18 protein-coding genes and 1 pseudogene are annotated in these 16,665 nt (G+C 66.1%); 13 read left to right on the top strand and 6 right to left on the bottom strand.

All coding sequences use genetic code 11. The annotated features are described in order from the left end of the window. Positions 1-220: 220 nt before the first annotated feature. Positions 221-1,120 (top strand): FkbM family methyltransferase, encoded by a 900-nt coding sequence (locus V6V89_RS34320; RefSeq protein WP_334623728.1) that lies wholly within the window; start codon positions 221-223, stop codon positions 1,118-1,120. Here V6V89_RS34320 and V6V89_RS34315 read toward each other — a convergent pair. Continuing rightward, the gene (locus V6V89_RS34315) at positions 1,104-1,943 is read right to left on the bottom strand and encodes a hypothetical protein (RefSeq protein WP_442935278.1); all 840 of its coding nucleotides are present in this window, start codon (positions 1,941-1,943) and stop codon (positions 1,104-1,106) included. The genes V6V89_RS34320 and V6V89_RS34315 overlap by 17 nt on opposite strands. Positions 1,944-2,184: 241 nt before the next feature. Here V6V89_RS34315 and V6V89_RS34310 point away from each other — a divergent pair, with 241 nt between their 5' ends. Then, on the top strand, positions 2,185-2,904 hold the full coding sequence (locus tag V6V89_RS34310) for a VOC family protein (RefSeq protein WP_334623727.1): 720 nt from the start codon (positions 2,185-2,187) through the stop codon (positions 2,902-2,904). Positions 2,905-3,126: 222 nt separating this feature from the next. Then, positions 3,127-3,432, top strand: a complete 306-nt coding sequence (locus V6V89_RS34305; protein ID WP_334623726.1) for a hypothetical protein — start codon at positions 3,127-3,129, stop codon at positions 3,430-3,432. Positions 3,433-3,806: 374 nt separating this feature from the next. Here V6V89_RS34305 and V6V89_RS34300 read toward each other — a convergent pair whose 3' ends face one another. Continuing rightward, positions 3,807-4,586 carry an alpha/beta fold hydrolase gene (locus tag V6V89_RS34300; protein ID WP_334623725.1) on the bottom strand — a complete coding sequence of 260 codons (780 nt, stop codon included), beginning with the start codon at positions 4,584-4,586 and terminating at the stop codon, positions 3,807-3,809. A gap of 209 nt (positions 4,587-4,795) precedes the next feature. Further along, entirely contained in the window at positions 4,796-6,055 is a 1,260-nt protein-coding gene (locus tag V6V89_RS34295) for a hypothetical protein (protein ID WP_334623724.1), read from the bottom strand. Positions 6,056-6,366: 311 nt separating this feature from the next. Between V6V89_RS34295 and V6V89_RS34290 the strand changes: the two genes are divergently transcribed. Then, positions 6,367-6,690 (top strand): phytanoyl-CoA dioxygenase family protein, encoded by a 324-nt coding sequence (locus V6V89_RS34290; RefSeq protein WP_334623723.1) that lies wholly within the window; start codon positions 6,367-6,369, stop codon positions 6,688-6,690. A gap of 188 nt (positions 6,691-6,878) precedes the next feature. Here the strand turns inward: V6V89_RS34290 and V6V89_RS34285 are convergent, their stop codons facing one another. The 3 genes from V6V89_RS34285 to V6V89_RS34275 all read right to left on the bottom strand — a co-directional run bounded on the left by V6V89_RS34285 (position 6,879) and on the right by V6V89_RS34275 (position 9,051). Beyond that, complete coding sequence (locus V6V89_RS34285; protein ID WP_334623722.1) at positions 6,879-7,415, bottom strand: NUDIX domain-containing protein; 537 nt, start codon at positions 7,413-7,415, stop codon at positions 6,879-6,881. A 330-nt stretch (positions 7,416-7,745) separates the two neighbouring features. Then, entirely contained in the window at positions 7,746-8,165 is a 420-nt protein-coding gene (locus V6V89_RS34280; RefSeq protein WP_334623721.1) for a hypothetical protein, read from the bottom strand. 499 nt (positions 8,166-8,664) lie between these two features. Further along, positions 8,665-9,051: a DoxX family protein gene (locus V6V89_RS34275; RefSeq protein WP_334623720.1), complete on the bottom strand. Its 387-nt coding sequence runs from the start codon at positions 9,049-9,051 to the stop codon at positions 8,665-8,667. A gap of 40 nt (positions 9,052-9,091) precedes the next feature. On the opposite strand from V6V89_RS34275, the gene V6V89_RS34270 reads away from it, so the two are divergent. The 9 genes and pseudogenes from V6V89_RS34270 (at position 9,092) to V6V89_RS34230 (ending at position 16,590) form a co-directional block, all read left to right on the top strand. Further along, entirely contained in the window at positions 9,092-9,460 is a 369-nt protein-coding gene (locus tag V6V89_RS34270) for a hypothetical protein (protein ID WP_334623719.1), read from the top strand. Between the two features lie 716 nt (positions 9,461-10,176). Then, the gene (locus V6V89_RS34265) at positions 10,177-10,326 is read left to right on the top strand and encodes a hypothetical protein (protein WP_334623718.1); all 150 of its coding nucleotides are present in this window, start codon (positions 10,177-10,179) and stop codon (positions 10,324-10,326) included. A 9-nt stretch (positions 10,327-10,335) separates the two neighbouring features. Further along, a complete protein-coding gene (locus V6V89_RS34260; RefSeq protein ID WP_334623717.1) occupies positions 10,336-10,740 on the top strand; it encodes a hypothetical protein in 405 nt (134 codons plus the stop codon). Between the two features lie 539 nt (positions 10,741-11,279). Beyond that, positions 11,280-11,729 carry a hypothetical protein gene (locus V6V89_RS34255; RefSeq protein WP_334623716.1) on the top strand — a complete coding sequence of 150 codons (450 nt, stop codon included), beginning with the start codon at positions 11,280-11,282 and terminating at the stop codon, positions 11,727-11,729. Between the two features lie 402 nt (positions 11,730-12,131). Further along, positions 12,132-12,420 (top strand): annotated as a pseudogene (locus V6V89_RS34250) (ATP-binding cassette domain-containing protein); the annotation flags it as partial. A gap of 169 nt (positions 12,421-12,589) precedes the next feature. Next, positions 12,590-13,627 carry a methyltransferase gene (locus V6V89_RS34245; protein WP_334623715.1) on the top strand — a complete coding sequence of 346 codons (1,038 nt, stop codon included), beginning with the start codon at positions 12,590-12,592 and terminating at the stop codon, positions 13,625-13,627. 238 nt (positions 13,628-13,865) lie between these two features. Then, positions 13,866-15,728, top strand: a complete 1,863-nt coding sequence (locus tag V6V89_RS34240; protein ID WP_334623714.1) for a RiPP maturation radical SAM C-methyltransferase — start codon at positions 13,866-13,868, stop codon at positions 15,726-15,728. Continuing rightward, positions 15,725-16,213: a DUF5825 family protein gene (locus V6V89_RS34235; RefSeq protein ID WP_334623713.1), complete on the top strand. Its 489-nt coding sequence runs from the start codon at positions 15,725-15,727 to the stop codon at positions 16,211-16,213. Before V6V89_RS34240 ends, V6V89_RS34235 begins: the two co-directional genes overlap by 4 nt. A gap of 233 nt (positions 16,214-16,446) precedes the next feature. Then, on the top strand, positions 16,447-16,590 hold the full coding sequence (locus V6V89_RS34230; protein ID WP_334623712.1) for a hypothetical protein: 144 nt from the start codon (positions 16,447-16,449) through the stop codon (positions 16,588-16,590). Positions 16,591-16,665: the final 75 nt, after the last annotated feature.

The raw sequence follows: 16,665 nt of genomic DNA, 5'->3' as shown, positions 1-16,665 counted from the left end.
GCGGTCTGGACCCGTTGAATAACAAACAGCCCGGGAGTTCCCTGTCCGGCCATGTGACGCGCTCGGGATCACCTCAACCAAGGCGTGGTCGCCGAACGCGGGCGCTGGCCGGGTTCACCAGCACGACCAGCAGGAGCACGGCGCCGATGGTCGCGCCGGAGGTCACGATCAGCGCGGCCGGGGGTCGCAGACCTCAGGCCTACTACTTAGCCTGTTATCAATGAATGGAGACCCCGAGGCGGAACACCTCGCGGCGCTTCGGGCCGAGGCCCGGAAACGCGAGCTGTTCGAGGTCCAGCACGACGGTGTGACGACCCGGTTCTATGACCAGGGAGGCAAGCTCGCGAACTGCCACCGCGCCGGCGAGTTCTACGAGGCGGAGATGTTGGGCCGGATCGCCCAGCTCGGCCGCAAGGGGGTCTACGTCGACATCGGGGCCAACGTCGGCAACCACACCATGTTCTTCGCCCAACATTGCCCGAGCACGGCCGTCCACTCGTTCGAGCCGCTGGACTTCGTGACCGCGATCCTCGCCGAGAACGTGTCGGTGAACGAGGTGGCCGACAAGGTGGTGATCCACCAATTCGGTCTGGGCGAGAGGACGGGCGAGGTCACGGTCCAGATGGACAAGCAGACGTACTCGTTCGGCTGCCGCCGGCTCGACGACGTGTTCCGGGATGCCGCGCTCTCCGACCCGCTCGCCGTAATCAAGATCGACATCGAGGGCATGGAGGTGCTGTGCTTCCGCGGTGCGGCCCGCACCCTGCGCCGCGAACGCCCGCTGATCTACGTCGAGGCGAACACGGCACCGGAGCTTGCCGGGGTGCGGGCGCTGCTCGGCAAGTTCGGCTACCGGCCGACCGGCCTGCGGTTCAACGCGACGGCGACGTACGAGTTCGCGGCGATCGGCGACCCGGTGCTGCGCGGAGCGCCCGGGCTGCCCGGCAGCAAGCGCCCGTCAGCGGTTGGGAGGCTGCTCCGGCGACTGTTCCGGCGAATGCCGCGGGGGGTTGCGGCGGAGACTGCGGCGGGGATTATCGGGAGTACGGGGCAGGATGGGCCGGAGTTGGCCGAGGAGGTTGCGGTTGTGGACGGTATAGTCGTCACGCCGCAGATCTAAGCTTGTTCTCTAACCTCCGCGCTGGTTGTAGGCGGTGATGGTCAGGTCGCGCTTGACGGTTTTGCCGACGTCGTGGCGGGGTGCGGGTCGTCGGTTCCGCGAGCCGGAGGCCGTCCCGGGCCGGGTTTGGCGGGTTTCGGTGCGCTGGCTGGCAGAGCGGTGGTCGGGCGGATGTTCCGAAACCCGCGGCGAACGCGGGCGGGGTGAGCCGGCCGGGCGGCGTAGGGCGTTCCCAGGGGCGGCGTAGATCGGCGGCGAGGGGCCGGGCCAGGCGGAGTTGGGTGTGGGCGGCAATAATCAGCCAGGTCCAGCGGTCCGCTGCATAGGGTGTGCGGAGTTTCGGGCGGGTCCAGCCGAGGCTTTGTTTGAACAGCCGGAAGGTGTGTTCCAGGTCGAAACGACGTCGGAACGACTGCCACCACCGGTCGATGTCAGCGGCGGTGGCGTCGGTGGCGGAGCACCACAACCACAGCGGCTTGGGGTCACGGTCGCCGGGCAGGTGCTCGACCTGGAGCCGGATTAGGGTGCCCTCGATGACAGGTAGGTCGCCATGGTGGCAGATCCAGCAGGTGCGGCGAGTCAGGCGTGGGTGCAGCCGGTCCCAGTTGGCTGTTACTGCGGTGCCGCAGCGGCTGGTGACAGTTGGTCGTCCTAGTTCCGCTTCACCGTTGATCCAGAAGTCGCTACGGTACGGGCCGCAGCCGCCTTCACCAGGCTCCCGCTTCCGTGACGAGCCGCGCCATCCGAACTCAGTTTGCATCCGTGTCGCGATGAAGCGCGCTTCATCGGCGTACTGGCGGAGCAGCAGGAAGGTCAGCGCCACCTCGTAGTACGCGTGCTCAATGAGGCGCCCATCACTGTGGCCGTCGGGTCACCGAGCTACTCGCGGCTACTTCCGGATCCGGACGCCTGATCTTGGCGAGACATATGGCAGGCAGGAAGGCACCGCCGATGGCTCGCCTGGGCAGCGTTGCGTTCTGAGTCATCAGCCGACCGGATGACCGAAGGCGATGATCGGCTATTTCCATGTGCGACGGACACCCTGCGACGCTTAGGAAGGAGGCATGACCAACGAGCGGACCGTTCCCCTGCTGCCGTGCGCATCCATTGACGACATCGAAACCTTCTACGGAGTTCTCGGTTTCCGCACCACGTACAGGCAACGCAAGCCCTACGCGTGTGTGGGGGTGCAGCGGGAAGACCTGCATCTGCAGTTCTTCGAGATCGCCGGATTTGACCCGGAGCAGTCCTATGGCCCCTGTCTCGTACTCACCGCGGACATCGAGGGACTACATCGGGCATTCGCAGCCGGCATGCGCGCCGCGTACGGCAAGGTACTGGTGTCCGGAACGCCGCGGATGACCCGGCCTAGGGCGCGGAAGAACGCCGACGGGTTGGGCGGATTCAGCGTCATCGACCCGGGCGGCAACTGGATCCGCGTCTTTCGGGACGCCGCCACCGCGCCCATGCCGGCCGCCACGCCTGCCGGGCGGCTGGCCAAGGCCCTAGCGAATGCTGTCGTGCAGGCCGATTCCAGGGGCAGCGTCGGACAGGCCGTTCGGATCCTCGACAGCGCGTTGACCCGCCCGCAAGCCGACGACGACCCGGTCGAGCAGGTAGAGGTCCTGGTCTACCGCGCCGAACTCGCGATGGTGCTGCACGATCCAAAGACCGCGGCCGAGATGCTGGCCCGCGCCCAGGCCGTCACGCTCACGGAAGACGAATCCGAAAGGGCGGCACCCGCATTCGACAACGCCGCCGAACTCGCAGCAGGGCTGCGGTGACTCACATACGATGCCTCCCTCATCTCGGCATGACAATGCGTATAGGGACGGCGCGGCCATGTTCGCGGTGGACGATTATATCGCACCAGCTCAGGCACGTTGACGGCGATGGCGGGCGGCTGACCTGCAGAAGTGAACGGTGTGGCCGACCTGGAGCCTGGGTAAGGGCGGGTGATGGCTTCGTACTCGGTGAACAAGGCAGCGGTGGCGCATGCTCGGCGGTTGATCGAGTCGCATCAGTATGTGTTGGACAGCGACTGGGGCGAGGTACAGCCGGACGCCAATGCGCAGAACGACTACCTGGCCAAGCACTCGTGGGACGAGTTCGCGCACTGGCACCTGGGTCTTACCGATGGCGCCACGGACGAGACGAAGGCGCGATACGCGTTCGTCTACGGCGACCTACGGCGGCTGCACCGTACGGGCCTGATTGCCTGCGTGTACCGCGCCTCGGAGTGGAGGCACAAGGAAATCGAGTTGGCCGCGCACGGCCTGCTGCAGTACCTGGACCAGACCAGCAGCCGCTGACCCTAACGCCGCGGTCACTCAACACGATTGCTGAGACTAGACTAGAGACGCCGCGCCCGGCCAACCTCGCAGCGACCTGGCCAGACCTACGCCGGATCAGTGCCGCGATCGGTTTAACTGCGTGCGAGGCCACCTGGTCGGAGCGGACCAGTTCCTCAAATTTGCCGTCGGCAAGTTGACGGACGAGCGCTTCTATGGCGGCTCGGTACCGTTTACCGATCGGCACCTCGTATGGCTCCACGCGCCGATGATGGCAGATCGTGAACTGCGAGGCCCTGCTGACTCACTCACATCGGCAGGTAAGTGCCCCGCGCAACCCGCCGCGTGGACGACTTCCGACGAAACCCTGTCGTGCTACGGATTGCCGCTGCGCCTCAACGCACGCCTTCGAGCACTCGCTGTATCTCGTTGATGACCAGCTTGGGCTCGGCGCTGTGGATGGCGTGGCCGGAGGCGACATAACGTAGCTCGCCTCGTGATAGTGCTGCCGTGAATTCCTGCAACGCCTTCTTCCTCGCCGCTAAGAAGCCTTCCGTCGGCCCTGGCGGCGGGATGTCGTCCAGGTTGGTCGCGCCGAGGACAAGCACGGGGATGTCCGGAACCCTCGGCAGGAGAGCCTTCGCCTGCTCCAGCGTGTCGAAGAAGTCCACGTTCTCGCGATTCTTCTCCAGGTCGGCCATCTCCGCGGCCCTTTCCCGCTTCGGGAGCAGGTCGAAAAGCTCGGCCTGGGTCGGCAGGGACGGATCGAGCAGAACAAGCCCAGCCACCTCAGCGGGATGGGTACCGGCGTACATAACCGCCAGCAGCCCTCCGAACGAGTGCCCGACCAGCAGGTACGGCGCGGGCACGGCGGCCACGTGGAGCAACGTGTGCAGATCACGGACGCTGTCTTCACCGGTGTGCCGGCCCGGGTCCCGGTCGCTGGCGCCGGTGTTGACCCGGTCGTAGGCACATGTACGAACCGACGAGAACCCGTTAGCGACACCGGTTTGGAACCACGGTCCCAGGTTGCCGCCCAACCCGTTCTCAAACACGATCGTCGGCGACCCAGTACCCCGGCGGAGCAGATTGAGTTCGTGTCCCCCAACATCCACACGCTCGGTGACCCAGACGGCGGTCGCTTGCACCGATCCGGTGGCGGCCCCCTCCGACACGCCCGGATCAGAGGAACCGTCCCGACATCCGACCAGAACGGCCGCCAGAACAGCGCACCACAGCACCATCGGGCGATCCCGTCCAGTCCCTAGCCTCGGCATAGCCGATCCTTTCCGGTCTCCTCCATAGAGCCAGGAAACCTGGGCAAATCCTGATCATCGATGCGGATGCCCTTGATCGCGGAGCAGTGCCGGTTCGAGGTGGTGTGTCAGCGCCAGTAGCGGCGCAGGAAGATTTCGCTTCCGCCGCGGGTGTCGCGCGGAACAAGGTTGGTGGCCGCCGATAGGAACGCGATCGCCTGGCCGTCAGCGCTGATGCTCGGCCAGTAGCTGTGACCGTTGGCCGCTGCGCCCGCGGTGGAGAGACTGACCGTGATCGTCGTACCGGTCAGGCGGTCGCGGCGCACGACGCCAGACATCACGGCGCCAGTCTGCGTGCCGAAGGCGAGGTACCGACCATCGCCGCTGACCGCACCGGCGTAACCGCCGGACGGGAGCGGGGCGCCGGTGGAGTCCAGGTTCGCCAGCTCCGTCGTGCCGGCGAACCGGTCGCGGAGGAACACATCCTCGTGGGCGATGTCGACAGGTACCAGGTTCGCCGCGACCGACGTGAAGACCACGTACCGGCCGTCACCGCTGATCCGTGCTCCACCGCTCTCGTCGTTCGCGGGCGTACCGTCGCTGGCCACGCTGACCCGATCAGTGGTGCCGGCTACCCGGTCGCGGACGAACACCGCCGCCGGGTAGCCGGGACGGGGCACGAGGTTGCTAGCCTCCGAGTGGAAAGCCACGAACCGGCCGTCGTTGCTGAGGCTGGGACTGTAGCTGCCGTGGTTCGCCTCGCCACCGGTCGTCGAGACGCTAACCCGTTCCAGGGCCCCGGTCTCCCGTGCCCACACGTAGATATCCTCGCGCTGGTTGGTGTCCCCAGACAGTAGTGGCCGGGCCGTCGCATAGGCGACGTACCGGCCGTCACCGCTGATAGCGGGCCGTCCAGCGGCGCTCGCGGGCGGCGTGGCCCGCACCGTGGTACCGGTCACGCGATCCCGAAGATAGACATTGCCGACAGGGTTGGAATCGCCAGGCAGGATGTTCGTACCCATGGAGACGAACACGACGTACCGGCCGTCGGCACTGATGTCCTGCGAGTAGCTCATCCTGTCCACCTGACCACCGCCGGCGGTGACGCTGACCCGGCTTGTCGTGAGCATCCGCGTATCCCGGACAAACACGTCGAACGAACCGTTGGTGTCCCCCGGCACCAGGTTCGACGCCCCGGAGGTGAACGCAACGTACCGGCCGTCGGCACTGACCACCGGCTGGTCGGAGTAGGTGTTCGGTTGGCCATACGAGGCGGCGACGCTGACGTGCGAGGTCCATCCCGCCACCGGGGACGCGCCGGCTGCTCCACCGGATGCGACGGCCACGATCACCGCGGCGAACAAGACGACTACACGGGGTGCTCTCATGTACTAGACACTCTGCGACCCATGGTCAGGTTGCGGTCCGCTCCCTGACCCACCGGTCCGTCCAGAGCGCGCGGCCCGCGCCCCCAACAGCAGCCGCAGGGACACCAAGCCGCCGTAATTGCCCGGCCGCCGAAGCGCGTCGTTTGACCCGACCCAGATGGTGACCACGTACCGCCTCAGCCGCGCCACGGCAGCGCTGCCCACGGCCACGGCCACGGCCACGGCCACGGCCACGGCCACGGCCACGGCGCGTAACAGGCAGTCAGCCGAAACGTTGTCCGGACGGATAGACACGTGCACGCTGTGCACCAGTGACTCACGAGCAGCACGCTGGAGCAGAGTCTCCAGCGCCGCACCTTCGTGGCCGCCATCGAGCAGTTCACCGGGCAGGTAACGACGGCGCAGGACTACCAGGCGGAGATCCGTTCGGTACTCGGTGCCGATGCGCCGCGGGTGCTCGCGCGGTATCCGCTCGACGACACCAGTTTCGGCTCGCGCCCGAACTCGCGTGGCAGGAGCGGGTCACCGTGCCGCTCCGCGCCGGCGACTGCACCTTCCACAACGCGTACCTGGCGCACACCGCGACGCCGAACCTCACCGACGACCCTCGGATCGTACCCTTCGGCATGTCATGACCCTCCACAAAGGAGTCCGACCGTCAGGTCCGGTAACCGAGGTCGCAGCTCCAAGGGAACACGAGGCCCGATACGAGCACAGCGGGAGTGCTCGAGAGGTCAAGCAGCGCGGCGGTATTCGTGGATCAGCCCACCCAACACGTCGACCCGTTGCGCCGACGACTCGACGGTGCCCGGCTCGACAAGCGTTAGCGCCAGTCCTCGATGACCCGCCTGGCGAGCAGCCGGCGGTAGGCTTCCAGGCCGTCGGGCACCCACTCCCATTCAGTGAGGCGCTGCGCCAGCTCCGACTCAGTCAGGAAAGCGTGCCAGGCCACCTCCTCCACCTGCGGGTGCACTGGCAGCTCGCACCGTACCTGGTAGATCGCCGACCACCAGGTGTGCTCCGGTGTGTCGTAGAGGAACCGGAACAGGGGTTCGGGCCGGGCCAGGCCCGCGACCCCCAGTTCCTCCTCGGCCTCCCGCAATGCGGCCTCGTCGTACGACTCGCCCGCGCCGACCACTCCGCCGACGAACATGTCGTACAGCGAGGGAAAGACGAGCTTGTGCGCCGTGCGGCGGTGTACGAAGACACGTCCGGCCGGATCCCGTGCCAGCACGAACACGCACCGGTGCCGCAACCGGCGGGCGTACACCTCATGCCGCGGCGCCTGCCCGACGACCCGGTCCTGCTCGTCGACGATGTCCAGCACCTCGTCCGCGGACAGCGGTTCCTCGTCTCCCATGACACTATCCAAGCAGTACCGCCAGGGCGGTGGAGGCTGCCCGCTGACGGCGTCGGCCTGTCCTGCGTGTGCGTCGGCACCATCACGTGCCGTACGGACGGAGCGCGTCGAGCAGCGCCTGGACCACCGCGACCGGACCCGCAGACCCAGTTCGAGCGCCGCCAGCGACGAGAGCATCAAAGGCGCCAACCCGCGCCGAACCCCGAGCCGAGGCTAGAGCGCCGGCCAGCGCGCGCGTGCACATCCGCGTCGGTAGCGAGTACGTCACGCGGTTCGTGCCTCAACGAGCACGCGCCACGACCGCTGGCCACGACAAGCTCGTTCTCGGCCCTACCCGCCCGCCAGTGGCTGATGTGCCAGTTCGATGGCGAAGGCGTCGGTTGGGTCGATGTCGGCGACTGCCTGTTGGGCGGCCGTCTGCTCTCCTCGCGCGCGAAGCAGACGCACCAGAAAGTACAAGGCGGTCTTGTCACCGCGCTGGCCACGCTGCCGTAGCTCGCTGTCGCGGCCTTCCTCATACAGGTACCTGTCCAGCCGGCGCTGTGCGTGAACGTCGGTCTTGGCGTGCTCGGCCAACTCATGCAAGAACCCGGCTTTCACGAGGAGCTCCATGTGCCACATGTGCGCGTTGTGCCGGTGGTGGTCACGGCTGTAGCACTCGGCGAATCCGCTGACCATGGCGATTGCCGTAGCCCAGTCGCCGTGCGCTTCGGCCGCTTCCGCCGATGCCTGGTCGAACCGTGCTTCCACCGCACCAGTATGACGAGTTCCAGCGTTCCTGCCGCGCTGCACGTGGTCAGGGCAGCGGCGTACTTACCTGAATCACGCCGAGGCCGAGATTCCCACGCCTGGGATAGGGACCGGGTGTTGGCAGTGGCGGGAGGAATCCGCAGCCGGCTCTCCTTCGGGTCCTCCCCCTCATCAACATGACCACCCGGCAGGTCCCACACGCCGGGATACCAACGGCGGCCGGCGCTTCGATGACACAGCATTCTGACCCATGCGGATCTGCCGAGCTGCTCGCTCCCCTGGACGCGTCGTCTCGCGCTAGCACCGTTCAGCCGGTGTTCAGGGCGGTGACGAGTGCACGGAGCCAGGGATGGGCCAGCGCGGGCTCGCGGCCGATTGCGCGGGCCAATGCGTGCCGCCCGAGTGGGCTGCGAGAGTAGGTCACCAACGCGGCAGCTTCGGCCAGGGCCTGGCGGGTCCGCTTGCGGGTCCGGCTGTTTGCTCGGTAAACGCGGCAGTTTCAGCTGGTGAAGGACTCAGGGCCGAACCGGCCCCAGGCAACGAAGATGGCCAGGGCGAGGTAGACCAGGTCGCCAACGATCGTCTTCCGCTCGCCACGGCGAAGGCGCATGATCACCGCACCGGTGAACAACAATGCGACACAGGTGGCGGTCACCGGCACCATGACCGGTGCGAGGTCGAGGACGGCGGGCAGGATCAGGCCCGCAGCGGCCAGGAGCTCCAGGGCGCCGATGGCCTTGAGCGCACCGGGGCTGAAGTCCAGGACCCATTGTGCGGCGGCGCCACCGATGGCGGCCATCTTCTCCCGGGGCACGAACATCTTGGCTGTGCTGACCAGCAACACTGCCGCCAGCAGGCCGGTAACGATCCAAAGAGCGACGTTCATGAGACTCTCCAGTGCAGGGGTTTGTTGGGCGGTTCCCGGTGTGCTTGGTGCGCAGCAGGACGCCGAGGTCGCTGACCTGGTCGACGTGCTGCAGTTTGTCGGGGTTGACGATGGAGTGGATCGTCTGGATCTGACCCTCTGCGCTGTCGAGTGCCATGACGCCGACGAGCTTGCTGTGCGCGTCGAAGGCCGCGGCGCCGGGCTGGCCGTTGACCGTGGTGGCACGCATCCGCACGTTGAGACGGGCGAACTTGGCCATCCCTGCGAGGAAGGTCCGTGCGACGCGTTCCCGGCCGTTGACCGGTCGGCCGAGGGCGGGCCGCCGTCGCCGTGCAATGCGACATCCTGGGCCAGGAGCGTCTCCAGCGCTCGCAGGTCGCCACGTTCGGCGGCGGCGAAGAAGTGCTGAGCCAGTTCCTCCCGCTGCCGGCCACTGGCGTAGCGGCAAGCAGCCCGGCAACGATCCAGAGGGCGAGGTTCATGAGCTTCTCCTTCAGGTGTAGGCGACTCGGGCTCGTCCGCGATCCGGGCCGGGCCGTTCGTTGCCGACGGGGTACCGAAGATGCCGTTCGCGGGTATCCGCGCCAGGCTCCCCGATGGTGTAACTGGTCGGGCATCAGTCACCGCCGAACCTGTGTATGTGACACCGCGCCAGCGTGAGGTACGCCACGAGTTCGGGAGCTGGACCTGCCCCTCGTTGCGGTTTCGTAAGAAAGGATGTGCGCACAAGTCTCGGCGCTTCGCAAGTTCGAGCCGACGGCGAGGTGATGATCTGAGCGATGCTGTGGGTCGCTGGTCGTGGGATGATCGTGGCCGAGTACTTCGACGTCGGCTGTTCCCGCCGGCTGCCCTGGCCTCAACGCCCTCAAGCCGCGAACCTGCTGGACACGATCACCGACCCCGACCGGGGGTTCGACGCGATCCCGCGCTACACCGGCCGCCAGATCTGGAACCGGCAACACATCGACCACAACGAAACCATCGCCGGGGAGAAGGCGACCAGCCGCGGATCGCGAGAACGCATTCGTCCGCCAGGCAATCAACTGCCTCTCCCACCGCCCCTCGCACGGGTGACCGGGATGTGCGCTCGGCCAAGTTTCGGGCTCGACAGCCGCAGGTGCGCTCGTGCGCGCAGGTACGAATCCCGCCACCGAAGTGCTCGGCGAGCACGGCTACCGGCTGCTGGCGGCCGAGACCGCGACCGCGGCCGGCCACGCCCCCGCCACGACGGGCCTCGCGGTCGGCACCGCCAACCAGTGCGACCCACCGCTATGATCCGTGATCGTGACCAATCCTCAAGGCGGATACCTGCGCATTCTCACGAAGTATCACTGGATGGCGTTCATGCTGGCGTTGTTCGCGCCCAAGGCCGTCATCAACGGACACACGGTCGCCCTCAAGTGGGGAGAGAACGTAATCCCCATTCCGTTGGGCACCCACCAGGTCGAGATCTTCGTGCCTTACCTGTGGAAGTTTGGTTCGGCCACGATCGCCGTCGACAACACCCAATATGCGCCGACAATCCACTACGCCGCACCGGTTTGGGCGTTTGGCGGCGGCGCGATCGGATTCGAGCCGCAGAAGCATCCGGGTCTGACCGCTGCCTACATCCTGTATGGCGTACTCGCGGCCGTCATCGTGTTGTGCTGCTGCGGCTCGTTCCTGCTCAGCCTCGCAGACAACAGCTGACACCTGGAGAAGTCCTGTGTGGCCCTTCAGTGACCGGCCTGCGAGTGCCTATGTTCGCTGGACTACTTTCATGCTCGATCCCGACGTGCGCGCCTTCGACGAACTGCTCGCTCCAAGCATCGACGGCCTCGCCTGCTGGACTGCGGAGACCAGCAAGCACGAGGCATCGCCAATGGTCCATCGGTCGCTCGGTGAGTGCTTCACGCTCCACAGCGCACCTCGTACAGTCCAACGGCAAACCGGCTCGATCGACACGAATCGGATTCGGAGCGAAGCAGTGGGCAGCGGAGCGCCCGGGCCAACGCCTGGTTTCCTGGGGCGCGTACATGCAGTTGCGATAAATCAGGAGCGCTGCGGCACCGGCACTCGATCAGTGCGCGAATCGCGGCTGATGAGACGCACGTGGTCCTGCTTCACGGCCGTCAGGTGACGAGTACCCGGATTGGCGCGCACGGTCGGCGGCATGACAGCGTGCCGCGCATCGGGTGAGAGGATCGACTCGACAGAGGTGGTCTCGTCTCAAGCATTGGCGGGCACGGATGCGGCGTCGATATGCGGAGTACCGACCGTCCAGGTGGGGCAGGCGGCGCCTTCGCCGCTCCCGGCTGTTTCGTACCGCCCAGCTCAACCCGGTCGGCGGGGCGGCTGTTGCGGCACTCTGCCTCATCGGTGCGGCGACCGGATACGCGATCAGTGTGCTGGCCGGATGGCCGGTAGGGGTCTGGCTGGTGATTGGAGCCCTGCTGTGCCTCAGCACGCTCGTCGTGGTGGACCGCCGGCGGTGGGGCCGGCTTTGGACCGGGTACTCGTGGGGCGACACCCCGCAAGCTACGGAACGTGTGGGAGCTGAGCTGAAGCGGCGGGGACTGGCGGTCGAGACGAGGATGGACTCCGTCAGTGGGGTCAGCCTCCGCTACCGTCACCGCGACGGCAGGCGGGTTGCGCGTGCACTGACCGAACTCGGCATTCGCCCGCCTCACCGGTGGTGAACGCCCTGCGCCTCCAGCCGGGCCACATGGCGACGTTGCGCTGTGACCAGGAACTGCTGGGCGCCGGCTATAGCTCCTGTGTTACACGGGGGAATAGTCGGCGGCGACCGCGGTTTGGTTCCCGGCAGCCCATCGAATTTTCTGTATAGGCGGCTCGGGAACCAGCGGCGGCGCACCCTCGACCATCCATTCAGACCTTCCCGGGGGGAGCCAGCATCAGGCGAGCGGTCCTGCGCGGGGGCCGCAGCGGGCAGTGTCGGCGTGGACCTGGCGACGGCGGGACGGGTCGCGCCGGCGTTAGTGGACACCGCATTAGTGGACACCGCACTAGCTAGTAGGTCGTCGCGGACGTTTCTGTGACGTCGTCAGGCGGCTTTGAGGGACGGCCGTCGTATGTGCTTGGCGCGCGCGGTCGCCCACAACATGATCCGCGAGCTACCGAACGGATACGAGACACTGCTGGACCGCATCTTCGCCGGCAGGCAGGACCTCTCCGGCGGGCAGTGGCAGCGCATCACCGCCGCCCGCAGCTTCATGCGCACCGCCGACCTGCTCATCATGGACGAACCGTCCTCCGCCCTGGACCCGTGCGCCGAAGACGCCCTGTTCCAGGGCCATCCGCGACCGCCGCGGCGTGGCCATCACGATCCTGATCACCCACCGGCTGACCAACGTCCGCCACGCCGACCGGGCGGGGTCGATCGATACCGTCGGCGAGGACGGCGACGATGCGGCCACCGGCAGCGGGCCGGAGACTCGGCGGTAACGTGCCGGGACGACAGCGGGACGACAGCGCAACGAAAGCCGGCCGTGCTTGTCTCTGGTTGACCAGTGTCGCAGCCGAGGCATTCGTAGGGGGCATGCTCGTGCACTCTGACTCAGGAAGCGAGGACGCTTCCGACGCGCGGGCCGAATCGGAGTTGCTCGAGCTGATCTTCGGATTCCGCTTCTCCCAGGTCATCTATGCGGCAGCCCGGCTCGGTATTGCCGACCTCCTCGAGGATGGCGCGGAACCTAGCGCTCAGCTGGCCGCCGCCACCGGGACGGACGTCCACGCGCTGACTCGGCTGCTGCATGCGTTGACGCATCTCGGAGTCGTCGCCGAGGTGGAGCCGGGGGTATTCGGACTGGCTTCGCTCGGACGGCCGCTGCGCGCCAAGGCCGCACGTTCGGTGAAAGCACTCACGCTGTCATCCTGCGACGATGCCTCGTGGCGATCCTGGGGCGGCCTGCTGCACAGCGTAGCGACGGGACAGCCGGCGTTCCAGCATATCTTCGGCATGACCACCTTCGAGTATCTCGCCCAGCGTCCCGAACTTTCCGCCACCTACCACGAGGCCTCGGCGCGGGACACCAGCACGGCGTTCTCGTCGGAGGTTCTGGCCCGCCTGAACTGTTCGCGTTTCCACACGGTTGTTGACGTTGGCGGAGGGCGCGGCGCCCTGCTGTCTGGCCTGCTCCGAGCGAACCCGGCCTTGAGGGGGATCCTCTTCGATATGCCGGCCGGGCTTGCCGGGGTTCGCGCGACAGATCGTTGCGATGTGGTCTCCGGCGACTTCCTCGAGAACGTTCCTGAGGGCGGCGACGCCTATATCCTGAAATACATCCTGCTGGACTGGAGCGATGCGCACGCCGCGAAAATCCTCACGAACTGCCGGCGCGTGATGCCATCGAATGGCGTGCTCATCGTGATCGAGCTTGTGCTGCCGGACGAGCTAGGCAACTCGGACAGGTACACGACAACGGGTGATCTCGGATTGCTCGTGACAACGGGTGGCCGAGAGCGCACCAGGGGCGAATTCGAAGCACTGCTGAAGTCGACTGGCTTCGAACTGTCGTCGATCATCGCCCTGTCCGAAGATCACGACGTCATGGCGATCGAGGCGGTGCCCAGCTAGCCCGAGTCAACGGAAAGGAGGTGAGTCGATGGTCATCAAGAAGATACCCATTCTGCCGGACAAGAAGCACAAGTCAGTTCGGATCACGATGGGCAAACCTACCGGGAGTGCGAAGGGGTCGTAGGCCTGCGCCGCGCCTGATGCCGGCGCGTCGAATCGTCCACCACTTCGACTTCAGTTGACGCGTCGGCATCTCAACCATGCGTCACGTCGGGCAAACGTTCCTAGGGGACAATTCATGCGGCTCATGCTCGCGGCCATGCCTTGGCAGGCGGTCAATCGCCCGTCGCTGCCAATCGGATTGCTTCACAGCCTCGTCAAGCGCGAGTGCGGCGACGTCGAGGTGGCCGAGTATCACGGCGGGATCCGATGGGCCGAACACATGTTCGCCCGGGACGGCGTGCCGCCCTCGGACTATACGAAGATTGCCGACACTGGCGTCTTTCATGGCATCGGCGAGCTGATATTCACGGGCAGCCTCTACGACGACCCGGGCCGGAAGGTCAAGGAGCTGCGGGAGACCGCCACGAACTTCGGCTTCGACGTCGACACCGTGCTGGGGATGCACGCCGGCACCGAAGACTACCTGGAAACGGCAACAGCAGAGGTATGCGCCTTCGATCCGGACATCGTCGGCTTCTCCAGCACCTTCATGCAGAACGTGCCGAGTCTCGCGCTCGCCCGCCGACTCAAGAAGGTCCGACCCGATCTGATAATCGTGTTCGGTGGCGCCAACTGCGACGGACCGATGGGGCACGCGCTGCACCGGAACTTCACATTCATTGACTTCGCCGTCCGCGGCGAAGGCGAACGAGTATTCCCCGCGCTTCTCGAGAGGATCGAAGCCGGCGGCGGGTACGCCGACATTCCGGGGTTGTGCTGGTGGGACGGCGACCGTTCGGTGGCCAACGCGCAGGCTACCCGGAGCGTTCCGCAGGAAATCGTGCCGGTGCCGGACTATGACGGCTGGCGGGAGGTGCTCGAGCGCTCACCGCTGCGCCCCTACGTCTCACCCGAGTTGGTGATCGAGAGCTCGCGGGGCTGTTGGTGGGGTGAAAAGCATCATTGCACCTTTTGCGGACTCAACGGCTCGCTGATGGGATTTCGGAGCAAGTCGGCCGATCAGTTCTGGACCGAGCTAAGCACGTTGATCGCGCGTCACCAGATCCTTGACGTAGTCGCGGTCGACAACATTCTAGACATGGAATACTTCAAGACCCTGCTCCCTCGCATGATCGAGACTGATTGGGATCTGCGGGTCTTCTACGAGATCAAGTCAAACCTGAAGAGTGCGCAGATCGAGGCGTTGAGCTCGGCCGGAGTCATGCTGCTCCAACCTGGGATCGAGAGTCTGAACGGCCACGTGCTGAAGCTCATGGACAAAGGGGTCGACGGCGCGACCAACGTACGGCTTCTGCGGGACTGCGAAAACAATCACGTTACCTGTGAATGGAACTACCTCTACGGGTTCCCGGGCGAGCTTCCCGAGGACTACTGGAGTGTTATCGAGCAGATTCCCGCGTTGGTTCACCTCCAGCCGCCGAGCTACTCCGATCGAATTATCATGGAACGGTTCAGCCCATACTTCGAACGCCCCGGGCTGGGTTTCACCCGCCGTGAGCCGGCCAAGTTCTGCCGACACATCTATGACCTGCCGGAGGCCGAGCTGGCCGACCTCGTATATTTCTTCGACTGCGACGACGCCGGAATCACCGCGGCGGTGGCGCAGGCGTTGATGGAGGCGATAGAGCGTTGGCAGCGCGACTATCCGAACTCAGCCCTGGTCGCCGATGATCAGGGCTCCGAAATCCTGGTGGCTGACCGACGGGCGGGCTGGCCGCCGGCCGAGCACCGGCTCACCGGCTGGCACGCGGACGCTTACCGCGCCCTGAGTGGACGCCGAAGCCTCAAAGGCTTGGTCACCCATCTGAGCGAGCGTGGGCACAGCGTCGAGCGCGACGTGGTCGGCGCCTGGTTGCAGAGTTGCCTGACGGCCGGCCTGGTCTTCCACGACGGAGACGCCTGGGTGTCGTTGGCGACCACCGACGTTCCCCAAAAGGTCCGCCCCTGCCAATCGGCGCAGGAAGGAGTCTCGGCATGACCCCCGACGCCAGCGAAGTGATCAGGTTGGGAGAGCGCCCCGAGCCAACGCTTCGGTTCATAGGTCTGCTGCGCGACCGCCTGTCGGAGGGCGTCATTACACAGTGGCGAGGCGAACTCGTCGACACGATGGACGTGACCGCGTTGCACCATCTCCCTCCACCGACCGGCGTCGGTTCGCGAATCGACGAGTGGCAAGCCACCTTCCGGGTGGGCCTGTGCTACTTCCGGAAGGGGCCGGCATTCATCCAGATCAAGGATGTCCGGAACGCTGAGGCTTCCGCGAACTTCATCCTCGACGATCCTGCGCTCATCATCGCCTTCACGCATTATCTCCAGCCGAGGTCGCTGACCGGCCTGGAGTCCACCGAGCGGGACGCGACCGATACGCTGTTGGCCGAAGGGTTGCTGTTGCGCGTAGGGGACCATGCCACGACGCTGCCCTATCGAATGTCGCGTTGGCCGGTGCCCGCAACCCTCGTGTGAAGCCTCCGCGAGGTGACGAATTCGGCGGTCGCGTCGAGGTTGGTGACGTAACCCTTGAGACCCTGGACCGTGCCAAACCCCCTGCCCCCAGGGTAGAACAATCCTCGCCACGACCCCTTGACTAGAGGGGAGCCAGAAGAGCGTGCTCGATCTTGGACATACAAACGTGGGTTGCGTCCTTGTCTGATCATTGAGCGGTGATGAGCCCTGCCCCGCTGTCGGTGGAACCAGGCATGTTCTCGCTGTCTGTCCCGCCGCTCTTTGCCGCTCTGGCCCCGGCCCGCAGCGTCCTGATCGCCGGTGCCGGCGGCGGGTTCGATGTGTATGCCGGTCTGCCGCTGGCCTCCACCCGAATTCCCCGCGCGTATCCACACTGAGCGCCCGGACGGCGGCATGTGAGTGAGTTCCTTGATTTTCCCTGCCGCCCGCCACAGCTTTGATCCGCAACAAAG

This window comes from Micromonospora sp. CPCC 206061, assembly GCF_036906915.1.
Taxonomy (GTDB): domain Bacteria; phylum Actinomycetota; class Actinomycetes; order Mycobacteriales; family Micromonosporaceae; genus Phytohabitans.
Note: the sequence above shows the minus strand (reverse complement) of the source record. Positions and strands in the feature narration are given on the sequence as shown.